General features: G+C 64.0%; 20 protein-coding genes. 9 read left to right on the forward strand and 11 right to left on the reverse strand.

The window, feature by feature from the left end:
- Positions 1 to 28: 28 nt before the first annotated feature.
- A complete protein-coding gene (locus tag KQ310_RS10450) occupies positions 29 to 487 on the forward strand; it encodes a hypothetical protein (protein ID WP_259721691.1) in 459 nt (152 codons plus the stop codon).
- 55 nt (positions 488 to 542) lie between these two features.
- Here KQ310_RS10450 and KQ310_RS10455 read toward each other — a convergent pair whose 3' ends face one another.
- The 4 genes from KQ310_RS10455 to KQ310_RS10470 form a co-directional block, all read right to left on the reverse strand.
- The gene (locus tag KQ310_RS10455) at positions 543 to 5,438 is read right to left on the reverse strand and encodes an Eco57I restriction-modification methylase domain-containing protein (RefSeq protein WP_259721692.1); all 4,896 of its coding nucleotides are present in this window, start codon (positions 5,436 to 5,438) and stop codon (positions 543 to 545) included.
- A 4-nt stretch (positions 5,439 to 5,442) separates the two neighbouring features.
- Positions 5,443 to 8,370, reverse strand: a complete 2,928-nt coding sequence (locus KQ310_RS10460) for a DEAD/DEAH box helicase (RefSeq protein ID WP_259721693.1) — start codon at positions 8,368 to 8,370, stop codon at positions 5,443 to 5,445.
- The gene (locus tag KQ310_RS10465; protein WP_259721694.1) at positions 8,367 to 9,302 is read right to left on the reverse strand and encodes a hypothetical protein; all 936 of its coding nucleotides are present in this window, start codon (positions 9,300 to 9,302) and stop codon (positions 8,367 to 8,369) included. Before KQ310_RS10465 ends, KQ310_RS10460 begins: the two co-directional genes overlap by 4 nt.
- 563 nt (positions 9,303 to 9,865) lie before the next feature.
- Complete coding sequence (locus tag KQ310_RS10470) at positions 9,866 to 10,225, reverse strand: STAS domain-containing protein (protein WP_259721695.1); 360 nt, start codon at positions 10,223 to 10,225, stop codon at positions 9,866 to 9,868.
- A 150-nt stretch (positions 10,226 to 10,375) separates the two neighbouring features.
- Here KQ310_RS10470 and KQ310_RS10475 point away from each other — a divergent pair, with 150 nt between their 5' ends.
- Together KQ310_RS10475 and KQ310_RS10480 are read left to right on the forward strand one after the other, a co-directional pair.
- On the forward strand, positions 10,376 to 12,154 hold the full coding sequence (locus tag KQ310_RS10475) for an EAL domain-containing protein (RefSeq protein WP_259721696.1): 1,779 nt from the start codon (positions 10,376 to 10,378) through the stop codon (positions 12,152 to 12,154).
- 949 nt (positions 12,155 to 13,103) lie between these two features.
- Positions 13,104 to 13,964: a GGDEF domain-containing protein gene (locus KQ310_RS10480; RefSeq protein ID WP_259721697.1), complete on the forward strand. Its 861-nt coding sequence runs from the start codon at positions 13,104 to 13,106 to the stop codon at positions 13,962 to 13,964.
- Positions 13,965 to 14,061: 97 nt separating this feature from the next.
- Here the strand turns inward: KQ310_RS10480 and KQ310_RS10485 are convergent, their stop codons facing one another.
- From KQ310_RS10485 to KQ310_RS10505, 5 genes are all read right to left on the reverse strand, one after another.
- Positions 14,062 to 14,217, reverse strand: a complete 156-nt coding sequence (locus KQ310_RS10485) for a hypothetical protein (protein ID WP_259721698.1) — start codon at positions 14,215 to 14,217, stop codon at positions 14,062 to 14,064.
- 3 nt (positions 14,218 to 14,220) lie between these two features.
- The gene (locus tag KQ310_RS10490) at positions 14,221 to 14,808 is read right to left on the reverse strand and encodes an L-threonylcarbamoyladenylate synthase (RefSeq protein ID WP_259721699.1); all 588 of its coding nucleotides are present in this window, start codon (positions 14,806 to 14,808) and stop codon (positions 14,221 to 14,223) included.
- A gap of 39 nt (positions 14,809 to 14,847) precedes the next feature.
- On the reverse strand, positions 14,848 to 15,753 hold the full coding sequence (prmC, locus tag KQ310_RS10495) for a peptide chain release factor N(5)-glutamine methyltransferase (RefSeq protein ID WP_259721700.1): 906 nt from the start codon (positions 15,751 to 15,753) through the stop codon (positions 14,848 to 14,850).
- A 55-nt stretch (positions 15,754 to 15,808) separates the two neighbouring features.
- Positions 15,809 to 17,014 (reverse strand): DNA-processing protein DprA, encoded by a 1,206-nt coding sequence (locus KQ310_RS10500; RefSeq protein WP_259721701.1) that lies wholly within the window; start codon positions 17,012 to 17,014, stop codon positions 15,809 to 15,811.
- Positions 17,015 to 17,121: 107 nt separating this feature from the next.
- Positions 17,122 to 17,613, reverse strand: a complete 492-nt coding sequence (locus tag KQ310_RS10505) for an acyl-CoA thioesterase (RefSeq protein ID WP_259721702.1) — start codon at positions 17,611 to 17,613, stop codon at positions 17,122 to 17,124.
- Positions 17,614 to 17,684: 71 nt separating this feature from the next.
- On the opposite strand from KQ310_RS10505, the gene KQ310_RS10510 reads away from it, so the two are divergent.
- On the forward strand, positions 17,685 to 18,533 hold the full coding sequence (locus KQ310_RS10510) for a universal stress protein (RefSeq protein WP_259721703.1): 849 nt from the start codon (positions 17,685 to 17,687) through the stop codon (positions 18,531 to 18,533).
- A 389-nt stretch (positions 18,534 to 18,922) separates the two neighbouring features.
- Here KQ310_RS10510 and psbM read toward each other — a convergent pair whose 3' ends face one another.
- Positions 18,923 to 19,030 carry a photosystem II reaction center protein PsbM gene (psbM, locus tag KQ310_RS10515; protein WP_197158811.1) on the reverse strand — a complete coding sequence of 36 codons (108 nt, stop codon included), beginning with the start codon at positions 19,028 to 19,030 and terminating at the stop codon, positions 18,923 to 18,925.
- 84 nt (positions 19,031 to 19,114) lie between these two features.
- Positions 19,115 to 19,600, reverse strand: coding sequence for a (2Fe-2S)-binding protein (locus KQ310_RS10520; RefSeq protein WP_259721704.1), 486 nt, complete (start codon positions 19,598 to 19,600; stop codon positions 19,115 to 19,117).
- A gap of 205 nt (positions 19,601 to 19,805) precedes the next feature.
- On the opposite strand from KQ310_RS10520, the gene psbB reads away from it, so the two are divergent.
- The 5 genes from psbB (at position 19,806) to KQ310_RS10545 (ending at position 24,297) form a co-directional block, all read left to right on the forward strand.
- Positions 19,806 to 21,365: a photosystem II chlorophyll-binding protein CP47 gene (gene psbB, locus KQ310_RS10525; protein WP_259721705.1), complete on the forward strand. Its 1,560-nt coding sequence runs from the start codon at positions 19,806 to 19,808 to the stop codon at positions 21,363 to 21,365.
- A 24-nt stretch (positions 21,366 to 21,389) separates the two neighbouring features.
- Positions 21,390 to 21,485, forward strand: coding sequence for a photosystem II reaction center protein T (locus KQ310_RS10530; protein ID WP_006042122.1), 96 nt, complete (start codon positions 21,390 to 21,392; stop codon positions 21,483 to 21,485).
- A gap of 201 nt (positions 21,486 to 21,686) precedes the next feature.
- Positions 21,687 to 22,190 carry a transcriptional regulator NrdR gene (gene nrdR, locus KQ310_RS10535; protein WP_259721706.1) on the forward strand — a complete coding sequence of 168 codons (504 nt, stop codon included), beginning with the start codon at positions 21,687 to 21,689 and terminating at the stop codon, positions 22,188 to 22,190.
- Positions 22,191 to 22,327: 137 nt separating this feature from the next.
- Complete coding sequence (locus tag KQ310_RS10540; RefSeq protein ID WP_259721707.1) at positions 22,328 to 23,407, forward strand: 30S ribosomal protein S1; 1,080 nt, start codon at positions 22,328 to 22,330, stop codon at positions 23,405 to 23,407.
- A gap of 56 nt (positions 23,408 to 23,463) precedes the next feature.
- On the forward strand, positions 23,464 to 24,297 hold the full coding sequence (locus KQ310_RS10545; RefSeq protein WP_259721708.1) for an HAD family hydrolase: 834 nt from the start codon (positions 23,464 to 23,466) through the stop codon (positions 24,295 to 24,297).
- The last annotated feature ends 4 nt before the right edge of the window (positions 24,298 to 24,301 follow it).

Genomic DNA, 24,301 nt, shown 5'->3' on the forward strand with positions numbered 1-24,301 from the left:
TCCACGCTGAATCCATGAGACAGGAACGATGACCATCCTCACCACTGTTGTTGCTGGTGTTCTGGTCTTTCTTATTGGGCAGCTTGTGCTGAAATGCGTGATTGAGCCCGTGCAGGCACTGAAGGCAACGATCGCACGGGTCAGCAATCTACTGCTGCTCTATCAGGCCAAGCTAACGAATGCATCATGCGAGGATGCAATCGCCGAAGACATCAAGCGGTTGTCAGCGGATATCATTTCTGATTCCTATCATATTCTTTGGTTCCCTGTATCCCGTCTGGCTTTTGGCTTGCCTTCAAGAGAAGCGTTATTGAACGCAGCTAGAGAGCTCAATATGATTCATTATGGAATGCTCCCGGCTGCAAGGAATACTGAGGCGACCGGAGGATATGGCTCGACTCCAAGCCGGGCAATGCGGAACATCAATGCGATGGAGCGAATCGGCAAGCTTCTCAGGGTCATGACTGATTATTCAACTAGCCCATAGCCCTTGCTGCCCGTTCGATTGTTCAATAATGCGAAGCAGAAAATCGCTCCAAGACTCATGCGGAGAGGAACTCCCAGGCTATCCGATAGTCCCCCACCCGATCACAAAGATCAAACGGCGCCTGATAGATGATCGTGCGCTCGACGCCCCCCCCGGGGAGCGTGTCATCGAGGATGGTGCGGGAGACGGTGCCGGAGGCCATCCCCTGGATGTCTTCCCATCCGGTGGTCTTGTTGGCGCCGCGGCCTGAGCCCTTTCGGGGGAAACCGACGCCGGAGAGGCCCTTGCTAGCGGTGAAGACGATGCGACCGTTCTGGTCGTACCAGGTATCGCGTTCGTATTGCTGCATCACCGGGAACTGCACGCGGTAGATGGTGATCAGTTCTTCGAGGGTGAGCTTGAGAGCCTGGGCCACCAGCACATCGATCTCCACCAGGGCCTGGCGGCGAGCGTAATCGGTGCGCAAGGCGCAATCGCGCTGCCAGGTGGGGGTGAGGTTGGTGAAGAACTCGTTGGGGAGGCGGGGATCCTGTTTGGCCCAGCGTTGCTGGCGGAAGGCTTCATCCCAGCATTCGCTCCAGAGATCGGCGTAGTGGGTGGTGAGGCAGTTGAGGGTGAGGGTTCGCAGCTGAAGCTCAGGATTGCTTTGGAGGAGAGGGAAGGATTCCCAGGTGTAGTGAAGATTGCTTCTACCAGTTGTCTTGATGAAGAAATCGGCGATCAGGCTGAAACCAAAGCCTGCCTGTGCAACAAGGGCTTCAGTGCTTTTTAGAACTGTTGTCTGAACACCATGGATGTGTGCTATTCCAGGGGGAACGATCGAGGCAATGTAGGTGCGCTCGCCGGCTTGACTCAGCATTCCCCGGGCTGCAATCCGATAAAAGTCCGTAACCGGTTTCTTCTCCCCCCAGGGCACCTGCGGAGTTCGGGCACTATACTCAGACGGCGCTACATCCGGCCGGTAGTTGGTGCGGGGCAGGTAGTCGTCCGGCAGGCTGGTGAGATCGAGACAGTCGTAGTGGCCCTTTTCCGTGCAGATGGCACGAGGTGATTTGTAGAGAGGTGAGCCTACGTAGAAATGGGGGCCCGAGAGCACCAGCTCGGTGGCATCCACAGGAAAGCTGGTGTCGCGTCGGATGGTGCCGTCTTTCTTGACGGCGTTGGTTTCGTCCCACATCGCCGTGGCGTAGTACTCCCTTTGCAGATCACCCAGGCGTTGGGGAACCGCTGCATACTTCTCCAGCACGCTCTGCAGTTGCTGGGAATGCAACGCCGGCAAACGCGCCTGGCGCGCGGGCGTACTCGGTTCGTCGTAAAGCTGGGCGTAGAGGGCCAGGCTCTGCTCGCCCACCGGTATCAGGCGCTGGCGGTGACCAGATGTATTCCATCTTCCATCTGCAGTCTTGATTCCAGGGACTGTTCCGTTCCCGTCATGACTAAAACATGTGTCGATCGCCTTGGGCGCGAAAAGGTTGGCAAGATGAATAAAACTAGGTTGGCGTGGGGATCCATGGACATTGATGCCGAATCGTCTTGTTCCTCCAATCGGGAAGAGGATCAGTTCGTTCTCGAATTGGAAGTGATTGCGCAGCCGCCCATAGAGAACCTCCCGCAGAGCCCCACCCTTAGGGTCGTCGTACACCCCCTCCGGATGCAGAAAGCCACTCACTCCATGTGTTGACGCCGCCCGCCAGGCCTGGGGCAGGAAGCACTTGAACAGGTTGGTCTGACTGCCCTTTAGCAGCGGGTAGTTTGCCACCGCCTTGAGAAACGCCTGGCTGCCCGCCAAGCCCACGTACTCCTCCAGATACGCCGCCTGTAGAGGGGGATGATCCGCGAAGGCCTCGGTGCGCACCTTGGCCAGATCGCTGGCGCTGAGCTTGCGCACCAGCACCATAGGGTCCACATCGCCGATAATCCCCTTCTCCTCCCACTCCACTCTTAGCCAGGGCGGGTTGCCCACGAACAGATCGAAGCCGCCGCCCTGGAGCACATCGGCGAACTCCAGATCCCAATGCAGGAAGCGCTGCCGTTCGGTGGTGGCCTCAACCAGCTTCAGGCGCGGGAGATCATCCAGCAGCTTGGCCTTGTTCACGTACCCGTGGCGATCGGAGAAATCCACAGCCAGCTGTTTGGGTTGGGTATCGGGCAGTAGCTGCAGCTGCCCTTCCTCCCCTTCCAGCACCGATTCGATGTCCCCAAGAACACAACTCAGATCATTGAGCCATTCCTCCCGGCTGGGAAGCAACCGCGCCTGATCCAGCGGCCAGAACCACAGGGCGCACCAGTAGTCCATCGCCAGCTTCAGCCGCAGCCGTGCGTTGGCATTTGCCACGCCATCGCCTGCCACCTCCTGGGCCTGGATGCGGTCCTTCAGGCTCAGGGGCTTGGCCTCTCCCTTGGCCCCATCACCCGGTTCCTCCCACACCGGCAGTGGATCGGTGGTGCGCTCCCTCACCTGTGCCAGCTCCGGGATCCACTGCTGCCACAGCCCGTCCACCAGGCGGCTCAGCCGCTGCAGGGTGCGGATCTGCTGCTCGCTGAACGGTGCCTTGATGGCCGCGGCCTGCCAGCGCTTGCAGCGTTCGATCTGCTCGGGCACCAGTCCCTTGACCACCTTGTCGCCATAGGCGGCCATGCCCGGATCAGGCAGCAGGAAATGGAAGATTGCGTCCTCCGGCAGGGGCGCCTCCCAGGCCAGTTCCTCGGGGGCGTGCTCATGCCAGAGTTTGGGAGGAGTGGCCTTGCGGCCCGTGCCGGTGGGGAGCTGGCTCACCCGATAAATCTGGCGACGGGCGCCGATCAGGGAATTGCCCACATGCAGCTGCTGGCCGAACCAGGGCACGAAGGCGCGGCCGTTCTCCGGTTGGTAGATGCTGTTGAGCCACAGGCTCACCTCTGCCAGCTCAACCGCCACTGGGTTGAGGTCGATGCCGAACACATTACGGTCGGCCAGGCGCATCTTCACCTTCTGCAGCTCGGTGTTGTAGCGCTCATGGCTAATCGTGCGGCCCGTTTCCTGCTGGCGCAGCTCTAGGTAGGACTGGGCCAGCTGGTCCACCACCTCGTTCAAGAACGCCGCCGAACCCATGGCCGGCTCGCACACCTTCAGCTCCAGGATCTCGGTCGCGGATTTGCCGGGCAGCAGTTCCTTGAGGGCGTACTTCACCAGGCACTGGGTGAGCGATTCGGGCGTGTAGTAGCTGGCGCTCTTCTCCCGGTCGCGGCCGGCCAGGCGGTAGATGAAGCTGCCCTTGGGGTAGCACTTGGCACTGCCGGTCTTGGGGTCCACCACGATCTCGTTGGCCTTGTAGGCCGTGAGCCGCTCGGCGGTCACGAAGTGGCCCACATCCAGTTCGTCGTGTTCCTGGCCGCTGGCCTTGGGAGCGCCATTGCCATCGGCCTCGTCGTCACCGCCGGGGTCCTCCTCTCCCTCGTCGTCGCTGCTGGCGCTCTTCTTCTTCGGAGCCGGCTGAACCTCGTAGAGGTCTAGTTCTGCGAAGAAGCCGCGGAAGCTGAGCAGGGCCTCATACACCGCTCCCAGCTGGTTGATACCCAGTTGCGAGTAGCTCACCCGACCGCGGCGTTTTCCCTTGCCCTCCTTGGTAAGCGACATCAGCTCGATCACCTCCCGCAGCACCACGTTGCGGAAGCGCACCCGGTTCAAGGTGGGCACACGCTCTGGGTCGAACAGATGCGCCTTGAGCGGCGTCAGCCGGAAGCTGTCGTGGAAGGGGTCCTCCGCATCGGCTAGGGGCAGCTGGGCTGTTTCGTCATCGCGCTTGGGGTAGCCCTCCCAGATCATCTGGAACAGCCGATCCAACGAATCACTGATGTAGGTGCTCTCCTTGTCTTCCTCAGTCCCCAGCTCGGCAGAATCCATGTCGCGCAGGCTCTCGAGGCTGTAGCCGAGGCGATACACGTCGCTGCCCATCGGCGCATAGCCCAGATCAGGCCGGCTTTCGATGTAGAAGAGAAACAGCAACCGATACATGTACCGGAGGCACTCAAAGGTAAGGGCCTGGGCGTCGATTTCGCCCTTGTAGACCCCTTCGCGGGCCTTGGTTTTCAGCCACGTGATGGCCTCATTGCCCAGCAGCTCAATCGAGCGGCGCAAGGCGTACTTGAGATCAGTGGAAACTTCGTAGGCGTGCTTGTGGCTGTTCTCGTCCAGCTCATCGAGGAGCGGCGTGCCACCCCCGCTCGGACAGGTGTGTTCGCGGTGCAGCAAGGTGGCCGCGGCCAGCAGGGCGTCGGGGTTGTTCTCCCCCAGCAAGGTTTCCAGCTCGAAGCGCAGCAGCCGTGAAGCGGCCCACTTCTGGCGATCGATCAGCAGCAGCTGGTCGCGGCTCACTGCCAGCACCCAACGCGGCGGGGTCTCCTGGCCGAACACCCGCTCGCTGATCAGCTCCTGCCAGGTTTCGCAGGGTTGGCCGTCCATGCCAAGCACCACCTTGCCGTCTGTGATGTCGGCGACTTGAGTGGCCCAGCTGGTGGCGATGGTGAGATCCAGCGGGTCGGCTGCCTCATCGCTGGGGTTGAAGCACTCCACAACCCACAGCCAGGGGTCGCCTTTGGCATTAGGCACCTCCGCAAGCAGTGGCACCTGATAGGCATCCCCGCCGATCAGCACCGGCTCGGCCTTGGGTTCATAGGGATAGCCGAGTGCCTCCAGCAGTGGCTGGAAGAACAGCTCCCGCTGCAACCTGAGCCGCTCGGCGGGGTCCTTGGTGATTCCCTGCTCCGCTTCCCGCAGCTTCTGCCAGGGTTTGCGTAGGGCCTTGAAGCGTTGCTCCGGGGTGCTGATCTCAGCAGTGGGGTGTGCCTCCTGCTCGGCCTTGGCCTGGTCGGCCCAGCGCTCGCGCACCTTCTTGATGTCGCCCGTGAGCACGCTCTCGAGGTAGTGGGCGGAATAGAACTCGTTGGCGTTACTGATGCCGGGTAGTGCCATTGGTTCAACCCTCGCGGTGCAGCACGGCCACCAACTTGAGGTAAGGCGCCGGTTCGATTGTCATCACCTCTTCCACGAAGCGCTCGTGATCCTGGAAGCACACATCGATGGCCTTCATTCGTTCATCCCGTTTCTTGTCTTTCACCTGTTGGCGGCTTTTCTCATCGGCGGCGTAGGCCAGCTCCAACTGCTCCACCTGCCTGCCTCGCAAGCGGCGCAGGCGCTGCCGCTGGGCCTCCAGCTCCGGCTGCATGCACTGTTTCCACTGCTCACGGCATTCCAGTAGGTACTGGTGGGCCGCATCCACGGCCACCTTGCGTTGCTGCTTGAGGGAGTCGGCGATGGCCGCTCCCGGGTTCGCGTAGCTGTGGCGTCCCAGCTTCAGCCGCTCGGCCACGGCCTGGAACGGCTCCACCGCCGCTACCCGCAAGCCGGTGCCCGCAAAGCACACGGCCACCCACTCCTGCACCACCGGCACACCGCGCTGGTTGGGGATCGTGCCCTGCAGCACCATCACCACCTCACCCGGCTCAAGCCCTTCGCTGAGCTGCAGCACCGGCGCTTGGTGGCGGGAGAAAGCGATCTGGCCGCGGTCAGCCAGCCAGTCGACCAACGGGTGTAGATCCCAGAGGTATTCCAGTTCCGGCCAGGAGCTGTCCTGCCGGCGGGCCTGCTCCAGGGCGCGCTGCAGGGCTTCCGGATCGGTGCTCAGCGCCAGGCGCTGGCCGCGGGGCGGCTGCAGCTCGCGGGGGTAGCGGTCGTAGCGACGTTGCAGATCCTTCGGTGGGGTGAGCTCGAGGCGCTCCTCCGCCGGATAAGGCTTGAGATCGAGCGTTTCGCCGCGGCGCTCCATCTGCTCGCTCACCGCCTCCAGAGAGCGCTCCACATAGCTCCAGAGGCTTGGGAACAGGCTGAAGGCTTGGCTGCGCTGGACTGCCGGGACGGGCTCATCAGGCATGACTTCACCAGCGGAGGTGTTCCCCCCATCACTACTGCCAAACAGCTCATCGAACAGACCATCACCGGCGGATGCCTCCAGATAGGGCGCTGCGTTGGCATCCATCCGCGCTTCCAGTCCCGAGGCGTCGCCAGCTTCCACCGCTTTCTCAATCTCGATCTCTTCCGCCGCCGGATCAAAGACCCGCAGGAACACCGAGGGATCGCCGATGTTCTGCTGGGCCTGCGCATCTTTCCTGATCAGCACCCGCAGGATCTTCTCGGTGTCGCCCATGCCTTCGCTGCGGGAGGCCGTGAGCAGGTAGCGGATCTGGGGTTGCTGCGGCTGGCCATAGCGATCGATGCGGCCATTGCGCTGCTGCAGCGTCATCAGCGACCAGGGGATGTCGAAGTGCACGAGCCGATGGCTCAGGTAGTGCAGGTTCAGGCCTTCTGAGGCCACTTCGGTGGCCACCAGGATCCGCACCGCCTCTTTCTCCTGGGCGAACTGCTCCACCACCTGCGTCTGCTCCACATCGGGCATGGCCCCATCCAGCTGAACCACGGCGCCCTTCGGCAGGCCCAGGTCCTGGGGGAGGTGTTCCACCAGGAAGCGCTGGCTTTCGCGCCGCCCCGTGAAGATCACCAGCCGGTCCTTCGGGTCCTTGCCCTTCCAGCTCCAATCGGTGCGGATCAGCTGCAGCAGGCGCTGGTACTTGGAGAAGTCTTCGGCGCCGATCGCCACCAGCAGGGGTTCCAGGGGCTCCAAGGCTGCGATATCAGCTGGAGCCGGCGTAGTCCCAGCCCGTAGCCGCTTGAGGCGATTGCGCACCGTTTCCAGCGCCGCCATCGGGCTGGAGAGCATGCTCTTGGCCAGGGTGGTGCGGAACAGCTGGCCCGCCTTGGCCTTGGCATCGGTGTCGGGCAGCTTCAGATCAGCCAGCAGGGCGAAGACCCGCTCTTCCCGCTCGCTCGCCTGGCACTCCACGTCCATGCTCTCCCGCTCCTTGACGGTCTTGCGCAGGTCGGCGATCACGTCCTTGCGGAAGCGCCGCACGTAGAGATCCTTGATGTCGTCCTTGGTGTAGTGGCTCGGATCGGCGATCGCCGTGGCATCGAGCATGTTCATCAAGCTGGCGAAGCTCCTTGAGCTGCCGTCGTGGGGGGTGGCCGACAGCAGGATCAGCGTGTCGGAACGGGTGGCCAGTCGCTTCGCCAGGCGGGCCCGTTGCGAATTCTGCGCCGAACTCTTGCCGCGCTCGGCCACGTTCTGGCATTCATCGATCACGATGATGTCCCAGCTGGCGCTATCGAGGTAGTAGCGGTATTCGCGGTCGTTCTTGAGCGTGTCCACCGACACGATCGCCTTGTCGTAGTAGTGGAAGGGATTCTGGTTGGTGGGGATCTGCTCGCGAATCCGCTGGATCCCCACGGAATCGAGGCGCACCAGGGGGATCGAGAAGCGTGTCCAGAACTCCTTCTGGAACTGCACCAGCATGCTCTTGGTGGTGACGACCAGGAGCCGTTTGCCCCGGCCGCGGCGGATCAGCTCGCTGCAGAGGATGCCGCATTCCAGCGTCTTGCCGAGCCCCACCGCATCGGCAATCAACAGCCGCTGCCGCGGCATCGCCAGGGCCTTGGCGGCCGGCTGCAGCTGGAAGTCCATCACGTCCATCGCCGCCCGATGGCCCACCACCAGGGAGCCGTCGGTGGGCACCGTGCGGCGCAGATGGGCCTCAATGAACAGCAGGCTGTCGCGGTACTGGGGAGAGGGGTCAGCCACCAGCTCGGTGTCTTCCGGCTGCAGCACCTTGAAGCTGCCTGCCGCCTGCTCCACCTCCACGATGAAGCGAGCCTCCTTCTCCCGCAGGAAGGCCGAGACCCCCACCACATCCACCACCTGCTTGCCATCGGAGCTGCGGCCCAGGCTGCGCACCATCCACTCGGCGCTACGGCACTCGATGCGGGCTCCGGGGGCGAGAACGGCGGCGCTCATGGCTGGGTTTCGAGGGGGGTGGACACGATCTCTTCCAGGGCCTCCACGTAGGCCTGCTGGCGACTGACAAGCCAGGCCGCCAGCTTTGGCCAGGTGGCTGGCTCGCGGGCATCGGCATCCAGCGATTGCGAAAGTCCGTAGCCCTCGCCGTCGCTGATCGGTACGGCCAAGCGCTGCTCGAGCTCCTGCTGATGCTGCAACAGCAAGTCCCTGGACTCCTCCAGGGATTGCCCACGCCTGCCGCGCACGAAGATGCCGCAGCAGTCCACCGAGATGTAGGTCACCACCACCAGGCTGCTGTTCTTGAGCGGATGCCAACGGGAGCTGGCCGCATTCGCGGAACCCCACTGGGCCTGTTCGGGGTGGAGCTCCAGCAGCTTGCTCCAGAAGGCCAGGCGGAACTGGCCCAAGGCCGAGAGCTCACCGGCTTGGGAGGCCACCTGCTGCTGGAGCTGCCGGTCCCAGCCGTTGGGCTTCGCCATCACTTCGAACAGGGGAGCGATGGCTGAATCGCCGATCCGCACCGCCTTCACCTGCACGGCAAAGAACGCGAAGGGATCGACGGTGTGATCGTTCAACCAGTTGATCGCCGAGAGATGGGGGTCACGGAAGTCGCTGGCGATCCAGATGATCACCTGGGCCTCAAGTCCAGCCAGATAGGTGAGGATCTGGCCTAAGTGGTTGTGATCGGTTTGTTCCAGTTGGTTCTCGATCAGCACCAGGGAGCCGTCCTGGGGGTTACGGGCCAGCAGATCGGCTGAGAACGAGCCCACGCTCACCTCCTGGCCCTCCAGTTCCAGGGGAATCCCCAGTGCTGCGGAGAGGCGGTTCAGGTTCTCTGCCAGCCAAGGGGTGAAGCTATGGGCCTCATGGGCCCAGGCTTGCCTGAGATCCACGGTCTCCAGCTGGCCCAGGCTGGGGAGCTCCTTCATGGCTCGAATGCTGGCCCCTGTATGGAAGGAAGCTAGTTGGATCCAGAGGGATTTGCCCGTCTTCTCGAAGGCTGAGCAGGCTGCCCAGGCACCAGGTCCTCCAGTGCCCCCTGACAGGGGCAGAAGGCAAGGTTCCCAGGGATCAGGGACCACCCAGAGCCCGGTGGTGCTGGCAACTTATGGGAGAGGGTGGGCTTGTTGCTGGCGGCAAGGGTCCGGTGGACGTTGGCCAAGGAGCAATGAGCGACTCTTCCGGTTTTTCGTGGTGGCGGGGCTACTAGCCTTCACCTGGATGGGCGCCCATGCAGACGGATATATGAGCGACTGCTAGACCCAGTCCGTCCGAGGAATATCCGAATCACACGAGCAAGCCACACCCAAGATGGCTGCCCAGCAAGGGGTCCCAGCGAACAGTTCCCGCCTTTGTAAAGCGAAGGCCATCGGTTCAAATCCGTTAGCCGGCTTCCTGACTCCGGGAACAGACCATTCCTGGAGCCATCGTTCCGTCAGAGGCCACGGTGTCCTGGGGAAGTGATCTGACCCAATCGCTTGGATCTCCGGCCTCAACCGGCCGGCAACGAACGCTCCCCATCCTCCAGCAGACCTGCCTGCTCGACATGCAGCAGGCACTCGGCACTGGTGGGAAAGATCCGGAACACCTGGATGGTGCCGGTGGTCTCCAGAATCACCCGCAGCTGGCTGTTGAGGCTGCAGAGGAAGAGCTCCCGCCCCTGCCGGCGCAGCTTCTTCAATGCGGTGATCAGACAGGAGAAGCCGCTGCTGTCCATGAAGGTGATGGCACTGCAGTCGATCAGCACAGAGCGGGGATCACCCACCGTGAGGCTGTGAATACGGTCGCGCAGATCGGCGCCGGTATCGGCGTTGATGAAGCCCTGCGGCCGAAGGATGTGCAACTCATCCATGGGTCGTCTGCACCTGGTGCGGGCATTCAAGGGCCAGGCGCCTGGCTCCACCATCGTCGCAGCCAGCGGCAGCGCACATCCCTGAGCCACTGAAGGGCCAGGATGTTCACAGACCTTTCTGGACCCACAGTCCTGGTGCCCACCGGTTCGATGGCCAACGACCAAGAACTGCCGCCTCCGGTGCTTCCTGACCATGAGGGCGCGATCCTGCCGGTTCCCCCCACCCTGCCCACCACGGCGAGCCTGGAGGCCGCCCTGGAAGTGATGCGTTCCAGCCTTCGAGAGGCCCGCGACGCCTCGACGGACGAGGAACAGCTCACCGGCAACTGCGTGCTGGTAGTGGAGGGGCAGCAACTGGTCGGGATTCTCACTGAACGGGACGCGGTGCGGTGGGCCCTGAGCGACCTGCCCCCCAACCAGATCCGGTTGGGGGCGGTGATGACCCATCCGGTGATCTGCAGGCAGCGGCATGAATGCCTCGACATCCTGGCGACCATGAGCCTGCTGCGCCGGCAGCGGATCCGCCACCTGCCGATCGTCGACGAATGGAACCACCCGGCCGGCATCGTCACCATCACCAGCCTCAATCGTGTCCTGAAGGAGACCTTCTTTCTGCGGTTTCGACAGGCTGTAGAGGTGATGAGCACCGCCGTGGTGACGGTGCGCCCCCAGGACACGCTGCGTCATGCCATTCAGACCATGGCGCTGCGGGGGATCAGCTGCGTTGTGGTGACGGAACTGATAACCAGCCGGCGTGGCCCAAGCCGTGAACGCCCGATCGGCATTCTCACCGAACGCGACATCCTCCAGATGCGCCGGTTTGCGCTCTCCCTCAGCACAACACAGGTCGACGAGGTGATGAGCGCGCCTCTCGCCTGTATTCACCCCGCCGACGACCTGGCGGCCGTGCGGGATCGGATGCAGAAACTTCGCATCAGGCGGATGGTGGTGGCCAATGATGCCGGTGAACTGGTGGGGCTGATCACCGAGAGCAATCTGATGCAGAGCATCGATCCGGTGGATCTCTATGGCGTCTACGAGATTCTGCAGCGGCAGGTGAGCATCCTCCGCGAGGGCCAGTTCCAGCTGCTGAGTCGTCAACGCTTCGATCTCTCCCGTGCGCTGGCCAACAGGGAATTCAGACTGGTGTATCAGCCGCTGCTGAATCTTGGCCAGGGAAAGATCCGATCGGCAGAGGCCCTGATCCGCTGGACGTCACCCCAGCACGGCACAGTTCCCCCCTGCGATTTCATCCCCCTGGCGGAGCATTCGGGCTTCATCGTGGAGCTGGGTGACTGGATTCTGGAAACCGCCTGTCAGCAGATCCAGCAGTGGATGCAGGCAGACGGACAGGCGATCCAGATTGCCGTGAACGTGACGGCCCATCAACTTCTGGAACCTCAGTTCGTTGCCAAGCTGCTGGGCATCGTGGAGCGTGCCGGCATCCCCCCGGCTCTGCTGAAACTGGAACTCACCGAAAGCGTGCTGGTCGAGAACACCATGGCAACGGCCCTCTGTTTCCAGGAACTGCAGAAGCAGGGAATCCAGATCGCCATCGACGACTTCGGCACCGGCTACGCCTCGCTCTCCTATCTGCAGCACTTCAGCTTCGATACGCTCAAGGTGGATCAGAGTTTCGTGCGCGGAATTCACAACAATCCCAAGGCTCAGGTGATCGTGCATTCCGTGCTTGACATGGCCGAAAACATGGGATTCGAAACCGTCGCCGAAGGCGTGGAAGATCCTGAAGAGCTGCAGTGGCTACGCAATGCCGGCTGCCAGGTGATTCAGGGCTATCTGATCGGCAAACCCTTGCCGCCGGCACAGTGGAGGCCCGAGTGGTTGTCCGGTGCTGTCCTGCCTCCGATCGGTGCCGCGACCGATTCAGGTGGCCGTGAGGATCGTCAAGCGTCCTCGCCAGGACGATAACTTTAAGATCCGTTGGTGACAATTAGGTCCAAAAACCTGGCAGGGAAGATAATTTTAGGATAGCCAGTTCATTGAGCTCGATGCCGAACTTGTTGCGTTCTGCACCACCCCGGCGGCTACTGAGGGAATTCCTGCCGATCGCAGCCCTGCTGAGCGGGATTGTCAGCCTGGCGATCTGGCCGTTGGTGCGCTCGATCGAGCAAGGAGAGAGAGCCGCCTTGACAGCGGAAGCCATAGGGGCGTTACAGGAATCCAGGAGCGATATCGAATGGCTCTTCTCCGAAAGGCTGGCTGACATTCGCGTGATCAGCCAGCTGCCATGGGTGCGGGAGGCCGTGAACAGCCCCACGCCAGAACGGCTACGTCCCCTGAACGGGATCTTCCGAACGTTCATGGAGTCCTATGGCCGCTACAGCTCCTTCTCCCTGGTCAACCGCCAGGGCACATCGGTGGCACATGAGGGGCCAGCAAAGCTGGCGCCAGGCCTGGAGGAGTTAGCAACGTGTTCCACCTGGCTAAGAGCCACGAGTCCTTACTGGCGAAGGCCTGGTCCTTGGATCCAGGGCAGTTTGTCGTCGGCCCCGTGGATTGGTACCCGGTGACCAAGCAATCCTGCGAACCACTGATCGGGCTGGCCGTTCCATTAGCTGACTCATCTGGAAGGGTTCGACTTGTGCTGCTGGTGAACATTCTTCTCAGCCCTTTGCTGCAGGAACAACAGCGAATCCTGCATCTGCACAACATCTCCGCGTTGACAGCCATTCTGGATGCCCAGGGCCGTCCGATCAACAGCCTCATTGCAACATCCGGCAACATCGGCATCCCCGATACCCGGAGTGCAAGAGCGGATCCAAGGACTTGGCTCGCGATCCGACGCAAGTTGTTCAACGAGGGGCTCGTCCCAGCCTCCCTTCAGACAGACCATCAAGGCCTGTTCATCTTTTTCCAGGTGAACCCGCTGAAGACCAGGCGGCTCCTTGCCCAGCCACTGGATGGCGAGATCCGTCCGAGCCGACGGATTCTGGCCATCGAACCCAAGGAGTGGCCCTGGGTCTTGCTCATCCAGATCCCGCAGAAGACCCTCCAGACCCACGAGTTTCTGGGGAAGGGCAGGGGCTGGACGCTTCTGGTGGCGCTCTACCTGAGCACAGCACTTCTGGCCCTGAGCCTTGCCTATACCCGGCTACTGCGCAGGATCCGCTACGAGGAGGTGCAGGGTCACAGCGCTGAACTTGAGCTGTTGGCCCGCACCGACAGCCTCACCGGCCTGCCCAATCGCCGCAGCCTTGAGGAGCTGGCCAGTTACGAACTGGCGCGGTGGCAGCGTCACCGTATTCCGCTGGCGATCCTGATGCTGGATCTGGATCATTTCAAATCGGTCAATGACCAGTACGGCCATTTGGTGGGCGATGCTGTGCTGGTGGCCTTCAGCCGCATCTGCCAGACGGAACTGCGCAACACCGATACCCTCGCCCGCTGGGGCGGCGAGGAAATCCTGGCCCTTCTCCCCAACACCGACCGTTGCCAGGCCGAGACCCTGGCCGAACGACTGCGCCAGGCCGTTTCAGCCATGTCGATCCCCATGCTGGAGAATGCCGACCAGGAGGAATCCCTATCGAGATCCGTATCGACGTTGCACATCACAACCTCGATCGGCATCGCCATCTGCCATGGCGATTCAGGCAGCTTCGACGCACTGTTGCGGGAAGCGGATGCAGCCCTCTATGCGGCCAAGGAGGCTGGCCGCAACTGTATCCGCCACGCAGCGACTGGCATGCAGGCTCCCCTGAATGCTGCACCCAGTGAATGATCAGCGACTGCTGTGCGGTGATGGGTGTTCAGTGACGACTTTTCGATGATCGATGTTCGGCAATGGCGGAGGACGCACACTGATCCCTCATTGCTGGTCAGCGCTCGCCGGCAAACAGCCAGACAGCGGCGGCCAGCACAAACCAACCCAGGGGCGCCAGGTTGAACAACTCAGAACCAATCCCCATCAGCGGGGCCAGAAACCAGTGCACCACGGCCATGGTCAGCACCACCACCAGGGCCAGAATCGCCATCGTTCAGAGGTGCCGCAGCGCTGACGGCAGTAGAGCACCTTGCCGCAGCACCTGCCAGCCTCCCGTTTCTCTCCAGGCCACCACCGTGCTGGCCTGCCCCGATGCCGCCGGCCAAGGCAGGGGAGCCAGCAGGGGCAAGTCCGGAAACTGATCAACCGCCTCCTCTGCAGTGGTGGCCGCCGGTTCCCCTGACCGGTTGGCACTGGTGGTGGCCAGAGGGCCGCTCAAGCGCAGCAGGGAGAGGGTGGTCGCACAGTCCGGCACCCGCAGCCCGAGGCTGTGGCCGCCGGGATGGAGCGCCTCCACCAGGGCGCCGCGGCACGGCAGCACCAGGGTGAGCGCCCCGGGCCACCCCTGCTCGGCCAGGGCGAGCCACTCCTCTTGCCACACCAGAGCCAGGCAGCGGAGGAACTGATCCAGATCCGCCGCCATCAGGATCAGCGGTTTGTCCGGGGGCCGGTGCTTGAGACGCCAGATCTGGGCTGCGTGCTCAGGCCGCGCTGCCAGGGCCGGCAGGGTGTCGGTGGGGAGGAGGGCCGCACCCCCCTGCTGCAATCGCGCCGCCAGGGCAGGGGCATCGAACACGGGCATGGAGGGGTGGCGGACGAAAACCGCGTCGGCGCCCAGGGTCTAGCGGGCAGCTGGCGGCTGTGGGGCACGCCGGGCCAGCGCGAAACGGAGAGTCCCCTCCAGGTCCGCTGCGGCCTCCACATCTTGCAGGGCGGCATCGCCGAGCAGGGCCAGAACGGCATCACTCTGATCATGGTGATGCTCCAGCAGCAGCAGGCCACCGGGTGCCAGGGCCTCAGCAGCGTTGGCGGCAATGCAGCGCAGGGCCGCCAGACCATCAGCACCGCCATCGAGGGCCAGGCGGGGCTCGTGATCGTGCACCACCGGATCGAGAGTGTCGACAACCGCACTCGGGATGTAGGGGGGATTGGCCACCACCAGATCGAGGCGGCCCCACCAGGGCCGCAGCGGCTCCCACCAGTGGCCCTGCAGGGGGGTGATCTGCTCTTGCACACCACCGAGCTGCCAGTTGCTGCGAGCGATCGCCAGGGCCTCAGCGCTCAGGTCCACCGCCAGTCCACGGCTGGCGGGCCAGGCACGTGCCAGGGCCAGGGCCAGGCAGCCCGAACCGGTGCCGAGATCGGCCCAGAGCAGGGAAGAGTCGGCGGGCTGGCCGATCGCCAGGGCCAGCTCCACCAGCAACTCGGTCTCCTGGCGGGGGATCAGCACCCCTGGCGCCACCTGGAGCTGCAGATCGCGCCAGGGGCAAAGGCCCACCAGATATTGCAGCGGCACGGCCGTGGCGAGGTGCTGGCTCCAGAGCGCGGCGAGATCCTTAAGCGACAGGCGCAGGGTCAGCTGCCGGTCTGGGTGAAGCCGCAGGGCCTGCAGCTCAGTCCAGGCCACTCCTCCGGCCAGATCGAGCAACCAGTCGAGGTCGGCCGCATGGCCTCCCCGCCCCAGGCAGCGGCGGCGCCACTCCAGCAAGGCCGTGGCGCTGACGTGCAAGGGGTTGGACGGAGCCACGCAACGGCAAGCGGCGACGAGGCCGGCCTTGATTGGTTCCAGGATGCTGTGCCCCTCAGCAGGGTCGCCAGCAGAGGCCCGGCTCAGCGTGCAGCACCCCCGTCAGTTCGAGCTGCAGCAGGGCGGTGACCAGCTGATCAGCCGGACGATCGAGGCGATGGCAGAGCTGCTCCAGCGAGGCGCCGGCCCCCACCGCCTCCACCAGGGCCTTGGCCGGTTCCGAGCAGGCAACTGCCGAAGCCCCGCTGCCGATCGGGGCAGCGAGCATGGTGCCCTTGCGGGTCAGGGGGCCGGGCCCCAGCTGACGGATCAGATCGCCGGGATCCAGCAGTGGCGTCGCACCGCGGGCCAGCAGCCGGTTGCTACCGGCGGCAGAAACCCTGCCCGTATCGGCCGGCACCACCCAGAGCGGCAGCCCCTCCCGCCAGGCCCGTTCGGCCGAATGCAGGGCACCACTGCGCTCGGGGCACTCCACCACCACCACGGCGGCGGCCAGAGCGACCTGCAGGCGATTGCGTTCGGCGAAATGGCCCGGTCGCACCGCCGCACCGGGGAGCTGTTCGGTGACCAGCAGGCCCCGCTCGCCCACCTGATGCTGGAGCCGGTCGTGATGGCGCGGATAGACCCGATCCAGCGGTGTCCCCAGCACCGCCACCGGCGCTCCTGAGCCGCGCAGGCACCCGTCATGCACCGCTCCATCGATGCCTTCTGCCAGACCGCTCACCACCGGCCAGCCCGCTCCGGCCAGGGCCTCACCCAGCTGCCGCGCCACGGTGAGGCCATGCAGGGATGGCCTCCTGGTGCCCACTACCGCCACCGCCTGACGGCGGCGCAGCGGTGCCCAGAGGCTGCCCCGCCCGCGCCAGTGGAGGGCCAGGGGCGGGCGCTCCAGCCAACGCACCGCCGGCGGCAGGGATGGATCGCCGGGCAGCAGCAGGCGCCGATCCTCGGGTCGGGACAAAGCCGGGTGCAGAAGGGGATCGTCTCCCCAGGAGAGCCGAAAGGCCACCACCTGCTCTGTCAGCCGAGCCCCCCAGCCGGGCAGACCCTCCAACTGACGGCGGGGCACCCGCCAGGCCTGCTCCAGGGACCCGCAGCCCTGCTCGAGGGCCTGCAATCGCTGCCAGCCCAGGCCGGGGCAGCGGCACCAGAGCCGCCACCAGAGCCGCCGCCGCGCCGGCCAGCCCACCATCGGCTGGGGCGAGGCCAGCGCTGACGCAGCAGGAGACTCAGAAGAAGGCAGCTCAGAAGGCAGCGGCACCTGAAGCGGCAGCGCACCCGACAACTCCCGAGGCGGCTCGCCAGGGCCACCAAACACAACGGACACCAACTCGCCCAACGAACCGCTCGCCGCTGAGAACAAGTGTACTACTCACTGATCTGATCCGGGCCGATCTCCAGGCGCTCGATCGCTTTGTGCAGGTCATCCGGGAGGCGACGCAGCAGCCGGCGACGTTCCGGGCCTGCCGAGAGGTCGACCAGCACAAGCTCCACCCGCGCCTCGGCGGCAAGGCCTCCAGCCGGCCCCAGAAAGCGGCTGTGCCACGGAAGTCTCACGCCACTGCGGGGCAACACCTCACTCCAGAGCTCCACCGTGTCGCCATGCAACAGGGCCTGGCGATAGTCGATCGTCAACGAGACCACTGGCAGCTCCAGCCCCCGCGCCGCCAGATCCCGGTACGCCAGACCTGCCGCCGCCAGCGCCTCCACCCTCGCCTCCTCAAGCCAGGCCAGATAGGCGCCATGCCACATCACGCCAGCGTGATCGGTGTGCTGGGGCAGAACCCGGCGGCGCAGACACCATCCACGATTCGGAGAAGTGCCGGTCTCGATCCCGGCGGCGGGGATTTGTCTCTGCATCACGGTCTGCACCAGGGGGCGCTGTCAACCCTTCCATCGGCCATAGGCTGCCGCAGAGCTGGACCTGTCCTGTGTTCCGCAATCTTCTGATCGCCGATTCCGGCAAGGGTCATGTGGAGGAGATGGTGCGCATGCTGCGCGACATCCCCCCCTGCCGACAGGCCCGCATCAACCTGCTGCATGTGGTGCCCGAGCAGGCCGGCGAAGACTTCCAGGAGCACTGGCAAAAAGCTGCGGGCATCGTGGCCGAAGCCGTGCAGCGGCTTGGACTCAACCCCGGCGATGTGAACACGATCATCCGCCAGGGGGACACCAAGCAGACCGTGCTGAAGGTGGCCGATGAGCTCAACGCCGATCTGATCGTGATGGGCTCCCGCGGGCTGGGACGCCTGCAGTCGATCCTGAGCAACAGCGCCAGCCAGTACGTCTTCCAGCTCTCCACCCGCCCGATGCTGCTGGTGCGGGACGACCTCTACGTCCGCCACGTCAACCGCGTTCTGGTGACCGTGGACGGAACCGGCGTGGGTGACGACGCCCTACGCATGGCCTGTGAACTGGTGCGCGACATCCCCGGCGGCAGCCTGATCGGCGTCCATGTGACCCGGCAAGACATCACGCCATCCCGGGGCGGCAAGAGCCCGGTGGACGAGGTGCTGGAAAAGGCCGTGCAGCGCGCCCGCGGCTTTGGCGTCGAGATGCAGACCCTGCACCGCACCGGCGACATCGGCCGCACCGTCTGCGCGGCCGCCGAGGAAGCCAAAGCAGACCTGCTGGTGATCGCCTCCCAGGACCGCAGGCCTCTGGTGGCCCAGGCCCTTGTCGACCTCGACAGACTGCTGGGCAGTTCGGTAAGCGATTACATCCGCGTGCATGCACCAGCCCCGGTGCTGCTGGTGCGCGAGCCGGAAGGGCGTCGCTGAGGCTGCCGACTGAGGCCAGAGCCCGGCGGCTTGATCAGCCGTGGCCTCTTGTGCTGAGCGGCTGGCCTTCTCGCGGAACAGTCATGCAGTGGCAGGGGCCATCGCAGCAGGCCGGCAAGCAAACCGGGAAGGCAAAGGGCGTGGTACTCAGACCTGAGCTGATGGCGCCCAGGAAAGAGAAGAAGCGCCAATCAGCTGCCAGAAGAAACACGGCCACCCAGGCAAAGCAACCTCAGCCACAGCCAGAGCTACCCAGTGGCAAAACGGGCATCAAGGCTCCAAGCAAGCCAGAGGCCTGGCCCAGAGTGAATGAGCCAGGCCTGCTGACGCCTTAAGGCGCCTTGAACTGAAGCTCAGACGCAGGAGATCCGAATCAACCCGAAGACCGATCAGCCGCCCTGACGGCTACTGGTCTGGATGTAAAGAATGATCAAAAACACCGCGGGCACCAGAACGAACAGAAGGCTGGCGACGAAACCGAGATCGTTGGTTTCCATAGCAGTGTCGGAGATGCTGGGAGGGTATCACCGCCATTCAGCCCTCTTTTCAGCCCCTTCATCGCTCGTTGCGATGCCACCCTTTCAGCCCGGCTGCGGATCGTCGGGACGGTCGCTCCCTGCCATGTCAGTCAGGGCGTCATCCGCGGGGATCTCCTCTGGCACTTCGATCGGCTCGGGCGGGGCGGGCCAGGCGGTGGGGCCCTCGGGCAGAAGCTGCTGGCTGGCCTGCGCCAGCAGAAGGTCGCGATCGGGAAGCCCCACCTGGGGACGGGTCAGCACCAGCACCGAGCGGTTCACGAGGGTCTGGCAGGCGAGGCGCCAGCCCTGGGGCCTGCTGCGCAACTTCTGCTCTTCCACCGCCGTGAGCGGGCTCAGGGCAGACGGCGTCTCCGGGTCTTCGACGATCTCGACAAAGCAGGTGATGCACTGGCCGCATCCGCCGCAGTTGCCGAGCTTGCCCTTGAGGCCATAGAGCTCCAGCCCCTGGCGCAAGGCCACCTCGCGCAGGTTCTCACCCGGGTAACACTCCACATCCTGACCTTCACGCACGAATCGGATCACGGGCATGGCGTCTATCCAGCTCAGCCCCCATTCTGAAACCGGCAGTTGCGCTCCGTAACTCAGGCTCCCGCCGGACCGGGAACAACCCTTACGATCACCAGCACTGATCGACTCAATGGCAATTCCCCGCCAATGGGTCAATCGTTGCTGGCCCAACCCCATCGACCGGATGGGGTTGGGCCAGCTCCCTGTTTCCCCGGACCTAACCCCCATGGGATTGCCCTGGTATCGGGTGCACACGGTCGTGATCAACGACCCGGGCCGTTTGCTCGCCGTGCACCTCATGCACACCGCTCTGGTTGCCGGCTGGGCCGGCTCCATGGCGCTCTATGAGCTCGCCATTTTCGATCCCTCCGACCCGGTGCTCAACCCCATGTGGCGCCAGGGCATGTTCGTGATGCCCTTTATGGCGCGTCTGGGCGTGACCGGCAGCTGGGGTGGATGGAGCATCACCGGTGAGACCGGTGTGGATCCAGGCTTCTGGAGCTTCGAAGGTGTGGCTGCTGCTCACATCATTTTCAGTGGCCTGCTCTTCCTCGCCGCCATCTGGCACTGGACCTTCTGGGATCTGGAGATCTGGCAGGACCCACGCACCGGTGAGCCGGCCCTGGATCTGCCCAAAATCTTCGGGATCCACCTGCTTCTGGCCGGCCTCGGCTGCTTTGGCTTCGGTGCCTTCCACCTGACCGGCGTCTTCGGTCCCGGCATGTGGGTCTCTGACCCCTATGGCGTCACCGGTCACCTGGAGGCTGTTCAACCTGCCTGGGGACCGGAGGGCTTCAACCCCTTCAACCCGGGCGGCATCGTGGCCCACCACATTGCCGCGGGCATCGTGGGGATCATCGCCGGCATCTTCCACATCACCACCCGACCGCCGGAACGCCTCTACAAGGCTCTGCGGATGGGAAACATTGAAACGGTGCTCGCCAGTGCCATTGCCGCCGTGTTCTTTGCAGCCTTTGTGGTGGCAGGAACCATGTGGTACGGCGCCGCCGCCACCCCTGTCGAGCTGTTTGGTCCCACCCGCTACCAGTGGGATCAGGGCTACTTCAAGACCGAGATCAACCGTCGCGTTCAGACCGCACTCGACAACGGTGCCAGCAAGGCCGAGGCCTATGCCGCCATTCCTGAGAAGCTCGCCTTCTACGACTACGTGGGCAATAGCCCTGCCAAGGGTGGCCTGTTCCGCGTCGGTCCGATGGTGAATGGCGATGGCCTGCCCACCAGCTGGCTGGGCCACATCTCTTTCACAGACAAGGAGGGCCGTGATCTGGAAGTGCGCCGCCTGCCCAACTTCTTCGAGAACTTCCCCGTGGTTCTCCAGGACAAAGACGGCATCGTGCGCGCCGACATCCCGTTCCGCCGGGCTGAAGCCAAGTACTCCTTCGAACAGACCGGCGTCACCGCGACGGTCTACGGAGGCGCACTCAATGGCCAGACCTACACCGATCCTGCAGACGTCAAGCGACTGGCTCGCAAGGCCCAGCTGGGTGAAGCCTTCGAATTCGACCTCGAGCGCTACCACTCCGATGGCACCTTCCACAGCTCTCCGCGTGGCTGGTTCACCTTCGGCCACGCCACCTTCGCGCTGCTCTTCTTCTTCGGCCATATCTGGCACGGTGCTCGCACCCTCTACCGCGATGTGTTCGCCGGCATCGACCCCGATCTCGGCGAGCAGGTGGAATTCGGTCTCTTCCAGAAACTGGGAGACCGCTCCACCCGTCGTCTGCCGGAGGGCTATGCACCTCCTGCCGGCTCCCCGCTCAGCTGACCGCCAGTTCCTTCGAGGTAACCCATGGAGAGCTTCGCTTACATCCTGATCCTCACGCTGGCCATCGCCACCCTGTTCTTCGCCATCGCCTTCCGCGATCCCCCGAAGATCGGTAAGTGAGAGTTCACTTGCGGCTCCAGGGTCGCTTCCAACCCCCGCCAAGGCGGGGGTTTTTTCTTGGCAGCACCTGGCAAAGCCATGCGATCTGGAGCAATGTTCCGTGACTGTTGCAACACCGGGCAGCATCTGTCGCCCCGCTGGCTATTGCCGAATCAGAGGATCGCTGTCTAAGCTAAAAAAATTCGCGTCGCACCTTCAGGGATGCAATGTCCCTCCTGCCAACACACGGACAGTCGGGTGCTCGAATCCCGTGCGGCCGATGTCGGGCGCAGCGTCAGGCGCCGCCGCGAATGCCTGGAGTGCAGCTTTCGCTTCACCACCTATGAGCGGGTCGAAACCGTACCGATCACCGTGGTGAAGCGGAGCGGCGGTCGTGAGATCTTCAGCCGCCACAAGGTGTTGCATGGCCTGATCCGCGCCTGCGAGAAGACCGGCATCGAACCAGCCTGCCTCGAGAGTGTGGTGGAAGAGATCGAAGTGCAGCTGCAGCAGCGGGGTGGACGCGAGGTCCCCAGTGCTGAGATCGGTGAACTGGCGCTGCAACGTCTCGGGGATCTGAGCGAAGTGGCCTATGTGCGCTTCGCCTCGGTGTACCGCCAGTTCCAGGGCATCAGCGATTTTGTGGCAGCCCTCGATGGGCTCAGCCGTCGGGAGACCAGCAGCAAGGAGAGCCTGGAGCCTGTCTCCCTGGCCGCCGTGGGCTGAGTCAGACGACACGCATGGGATGGCCTGATGGCCAGAACGGGACGGCCTGCCTGTAGGTTGGGAGATTGCGTTGGTTTCGCTGGCGGGCGGACGCAACGCACCCTTCCCATCTGCCACCGGCAGACCGCCGTTTCACGATGACCGTAACCCCTTCCGAAGCCAGCGCTCTTGAGAGCACGGCCGAGATCGCTGCAGACGTGGATCAGGCCTTCGATGCCGACACTGCCACCGACCTCGATCTGGCCATTCCGGAAGAGGTGCCCAGCGCCGATGACCCCAGCAGCCGTGCCGTGAGCCGCGACCTGGATGGTGTGGGCTTCACCCTGGATGAATTCGCAGCACTGCTCAGCAAATACGACTACAACTTCAAGCCCGGTGACGTGGTGAACGGCACCGTGTTCGCCATGGAGCCCAAGGGCGCCATGATCGACATCGGCGCCAAGACGGCCGCCTTCATGCCTCTGCAGGAGGTGTCGATCAACCGGGTCGAGGCGCTCAGCGACGTACTCGAACCCGGGGAGGTGCGCGAATTCTTCATCCTCAGCGAGGAGAACGAAGACGGCCAGCTCACCCTCTCGATCCGTCGCATCGAGTACCAGCGTGCCTGGGAGCGGGTGCGGCAGCTGCAGAAGGAAGACGCCACCATTCACTCCGAGGTGTTCGCCACCAACCGCGGTGGTGCCCTGGTACGGGTTGAAGGTCTGCGCGGCTTCATCCCCGGCAGCCACATCAGCACCCGCAAGGCCAAAGAAGAGCTGGTGGCCGACTTCCTCCCCCTCAAGTTCCTGGAGGTGGACGAAGAGCGCAACCGCCTGGTGCTCAGCCATCGCCGCGCCCTGGTGGAGCGCAAGATGAACCGCCTCGAGGTTGGCGAAGTGGTGATCGGCACCGTGCGTGGCATCAAGCCCTACGGCGCCTTCATCGACATCGGTGGCGTCAGCGGCCTGCTGCACATCTCCGAGATCAGCCACGAGCACATTGAGACACCCCACACGGTGCTGAATGTGAACGACCAGATGAAGGTGATGATCATCGACCTCGACGCCGAGCGGGGCCGGATCTCCCTCTCCACCAAAGCCCTCGAGCCCGAACCCGGCGACATGCTCACCGACCCCCAGAAGGTGTTCGACAAGGCCGAGGAAATGGCGGCTCGCTACAAGCAGATGCTGCTGGAGCAGGCTGAAGACAACGAGCCCATGGGCGTCACCCTCGACTGAGGCACCCGGTTTCCGTTTCCGTTCTGCTTCACCGCGCAGCCTCCGTCCCATTGCCCATGGTCCACCTGACGCTGCGCGGCCAGCCCCTCGGCCGCTTCGCGGCGGTGCTGTTCGACAAGGACGGCACCCTCAGCCACAGCGAACCGCTGCTGATCGCCCTGGCCGAAGCCAGGGTTTTTCATGCGGTGCAGCGCCTGATCGCCGCCCATCCGGAGCGGGCCCACGACGGCAGCAGCACCGAACTCAAGACCTTGCTGCGCCGGGCCTATGGCCTTGATCAGCACGGTGTGCATCCGGCCGGCACCACGGCCGTGGCTTCGCGCGAACACAATCTGATCTCAACCGCCACCGCCCTGGCCCAGGTGGAGGTCGGCTGGCCCGAGGCGTTGGCGCTGGCGAACGCCGTGTTCAGCGACACCGATGGGCTGCATGGGGAAGGTGCCGCCGCTGCGGCCCCCACCGACGGACTGATGGAGCTGCTGACGGCGCTCTCTGGCGCCGGCCTGCGTTGTGGTGTGATCAGCAACGACGGCACCGCTGGAATCCGCCACTTCCTGCATCACAACGGACTGAGCGGCTTTTTTTCGGCCAGCTGGAGCGCCGATCACCGGCCCTGCAAACCGGATCCTGGTGCGGTGCATGGGCTGTGCGCGCTGCTGCAGGTGACGCCGGCCGAGTGCCTGCTGATCGGAGATGCCAACAGTGATCTGCGCATGGCTCTGGCGGCAGGGCTTCCCACCGCCCTCGGGTACACCGCCGGATGGCAACGACGACCGCCACTGGACCCCCTGTTTCCACAGCTGCAGCACTGGTCTGACCTGGCCGTCATGGAGATGGACGATCCGAGCGGCGTGAGCAGAACAGCGTCTGGCTGCAGCGTTGCCGAATAAGCTG

This window comes from Synechococcus sp. CS-1328 (assembly GCF_025128095.1).
GTDB lineage: Bacteria > Cyanobacteriota > Cyanobacteriia > PCC-6307 > Cyanobiaceae > CBW1002.

Coding starts and splice junctions, on each gene's coding strand:
- KQ310_RS10450 (WP_259721691.1), top strand. CDS start 29: ATGACCATCCTCACCACTGTTGTTGCTGGTGTTCTGGTCTTTCTTATT.
- KQ310_RS10455 (WP_259721692.1), bottom strand. CDS start 5,438: ATGGCACTACCCGGCATCAGTAACGCCAACGAGTTCTATTCCGCCCAC.
- KQ310_RS10460 (WP_259721693.1), bottom strand. CDS start 8,370: ATGAGCGCCGCCGTTCTCGCCCCCGGAGCCCGCATCGAGTGCCGTAGC.
- KQ310_RS10465 (WP_259721694.1), bottom strand. CDS start 9,302: ATGAAGGAGCTCCCCAGCCTGGGCCAGCTGGAGACCGTGGATCTCAGG.
- KQ310_RS10470 (WP_259721695.1), bottom strand. CDS start 10,225: ATGGATGAGTTGCACATCCTTCGGCCGCAGGGCTTCATCAACGCCGAT.
- KQ310_RS10475 (WP_259721696.1), top strand. CDS start 10,376: ATGGCCAACGACCAAGAACTGCCGCCTCCGGTGCTTCCTGACCATGAG.
- KQ310_RS10485 (WP_259721698.1), bottom strand. CDS start 14,217: ATGGCGATTCTGGCCCTGGTGGTGGTGCTGACCATGGCCGTGGTGCAC.
- KQ310_RS10490 (WP_259721699.1), bottom strand. CDS start 14,808: ATGCCCGTGTTCGATGCCCCTGCCCTGGCGGCGCGATTGCAGCAGGGG.
- KQ310_RS10505 (WP_259721702.1), bottom strand. CDS start 17,613: ATGCAGAGACAAATCCCCGCCGCCGGGATCGAGACCGGCACTTCTCCG.
- psbM (WP_197158811.1), bottom strand. CDS start 19,030: ATGGAAACCAACGATCTCGGTTTCGTCGCCAGCCTTCTGTTCGTTCTG.
- KQ310_RS10520 (WP_259721704.1), bottom strand. CDS start 19,600: ATGCCCGTGATCCGATTCGTGCGTGAAGGTCAGGATGTGGAGTGTTAC.
- psbB (WP_259721705.1), top strand. CDS start 19,806: ATGGGATTGCCCTGGTATCGGGTGCACACGGTCGTGATCAACGACCCG.
- KQ310_RS10530 (WP_006042122.1), top strand. CDS start 21,390: ATGGAGAGCTTCGCTTACATCCTGATCCTCACGCTGGCCATCGCCACC.
- nrdR (WP_259721706.1), top strand. CDS start 21,687: ATGCAATGTCCCTCCTGCCAACACACGGACAGTCGGGTGCTCGAATCC.
- KQ310_RS10540 (WP_259721707.1), top strand. CDS start 22,328: ATGACCGTAACCCCTTCCGAAGCCAGCGCTCTTGAGAGCACGGCCGAG.
- KQ310_RS10545 (WP_259721708.1), top strand. CDS start 23,464: ATGGTCCACCTGACGCTGCGCGGCCAGCCCCTCGGCCGCTTCGCGGCG.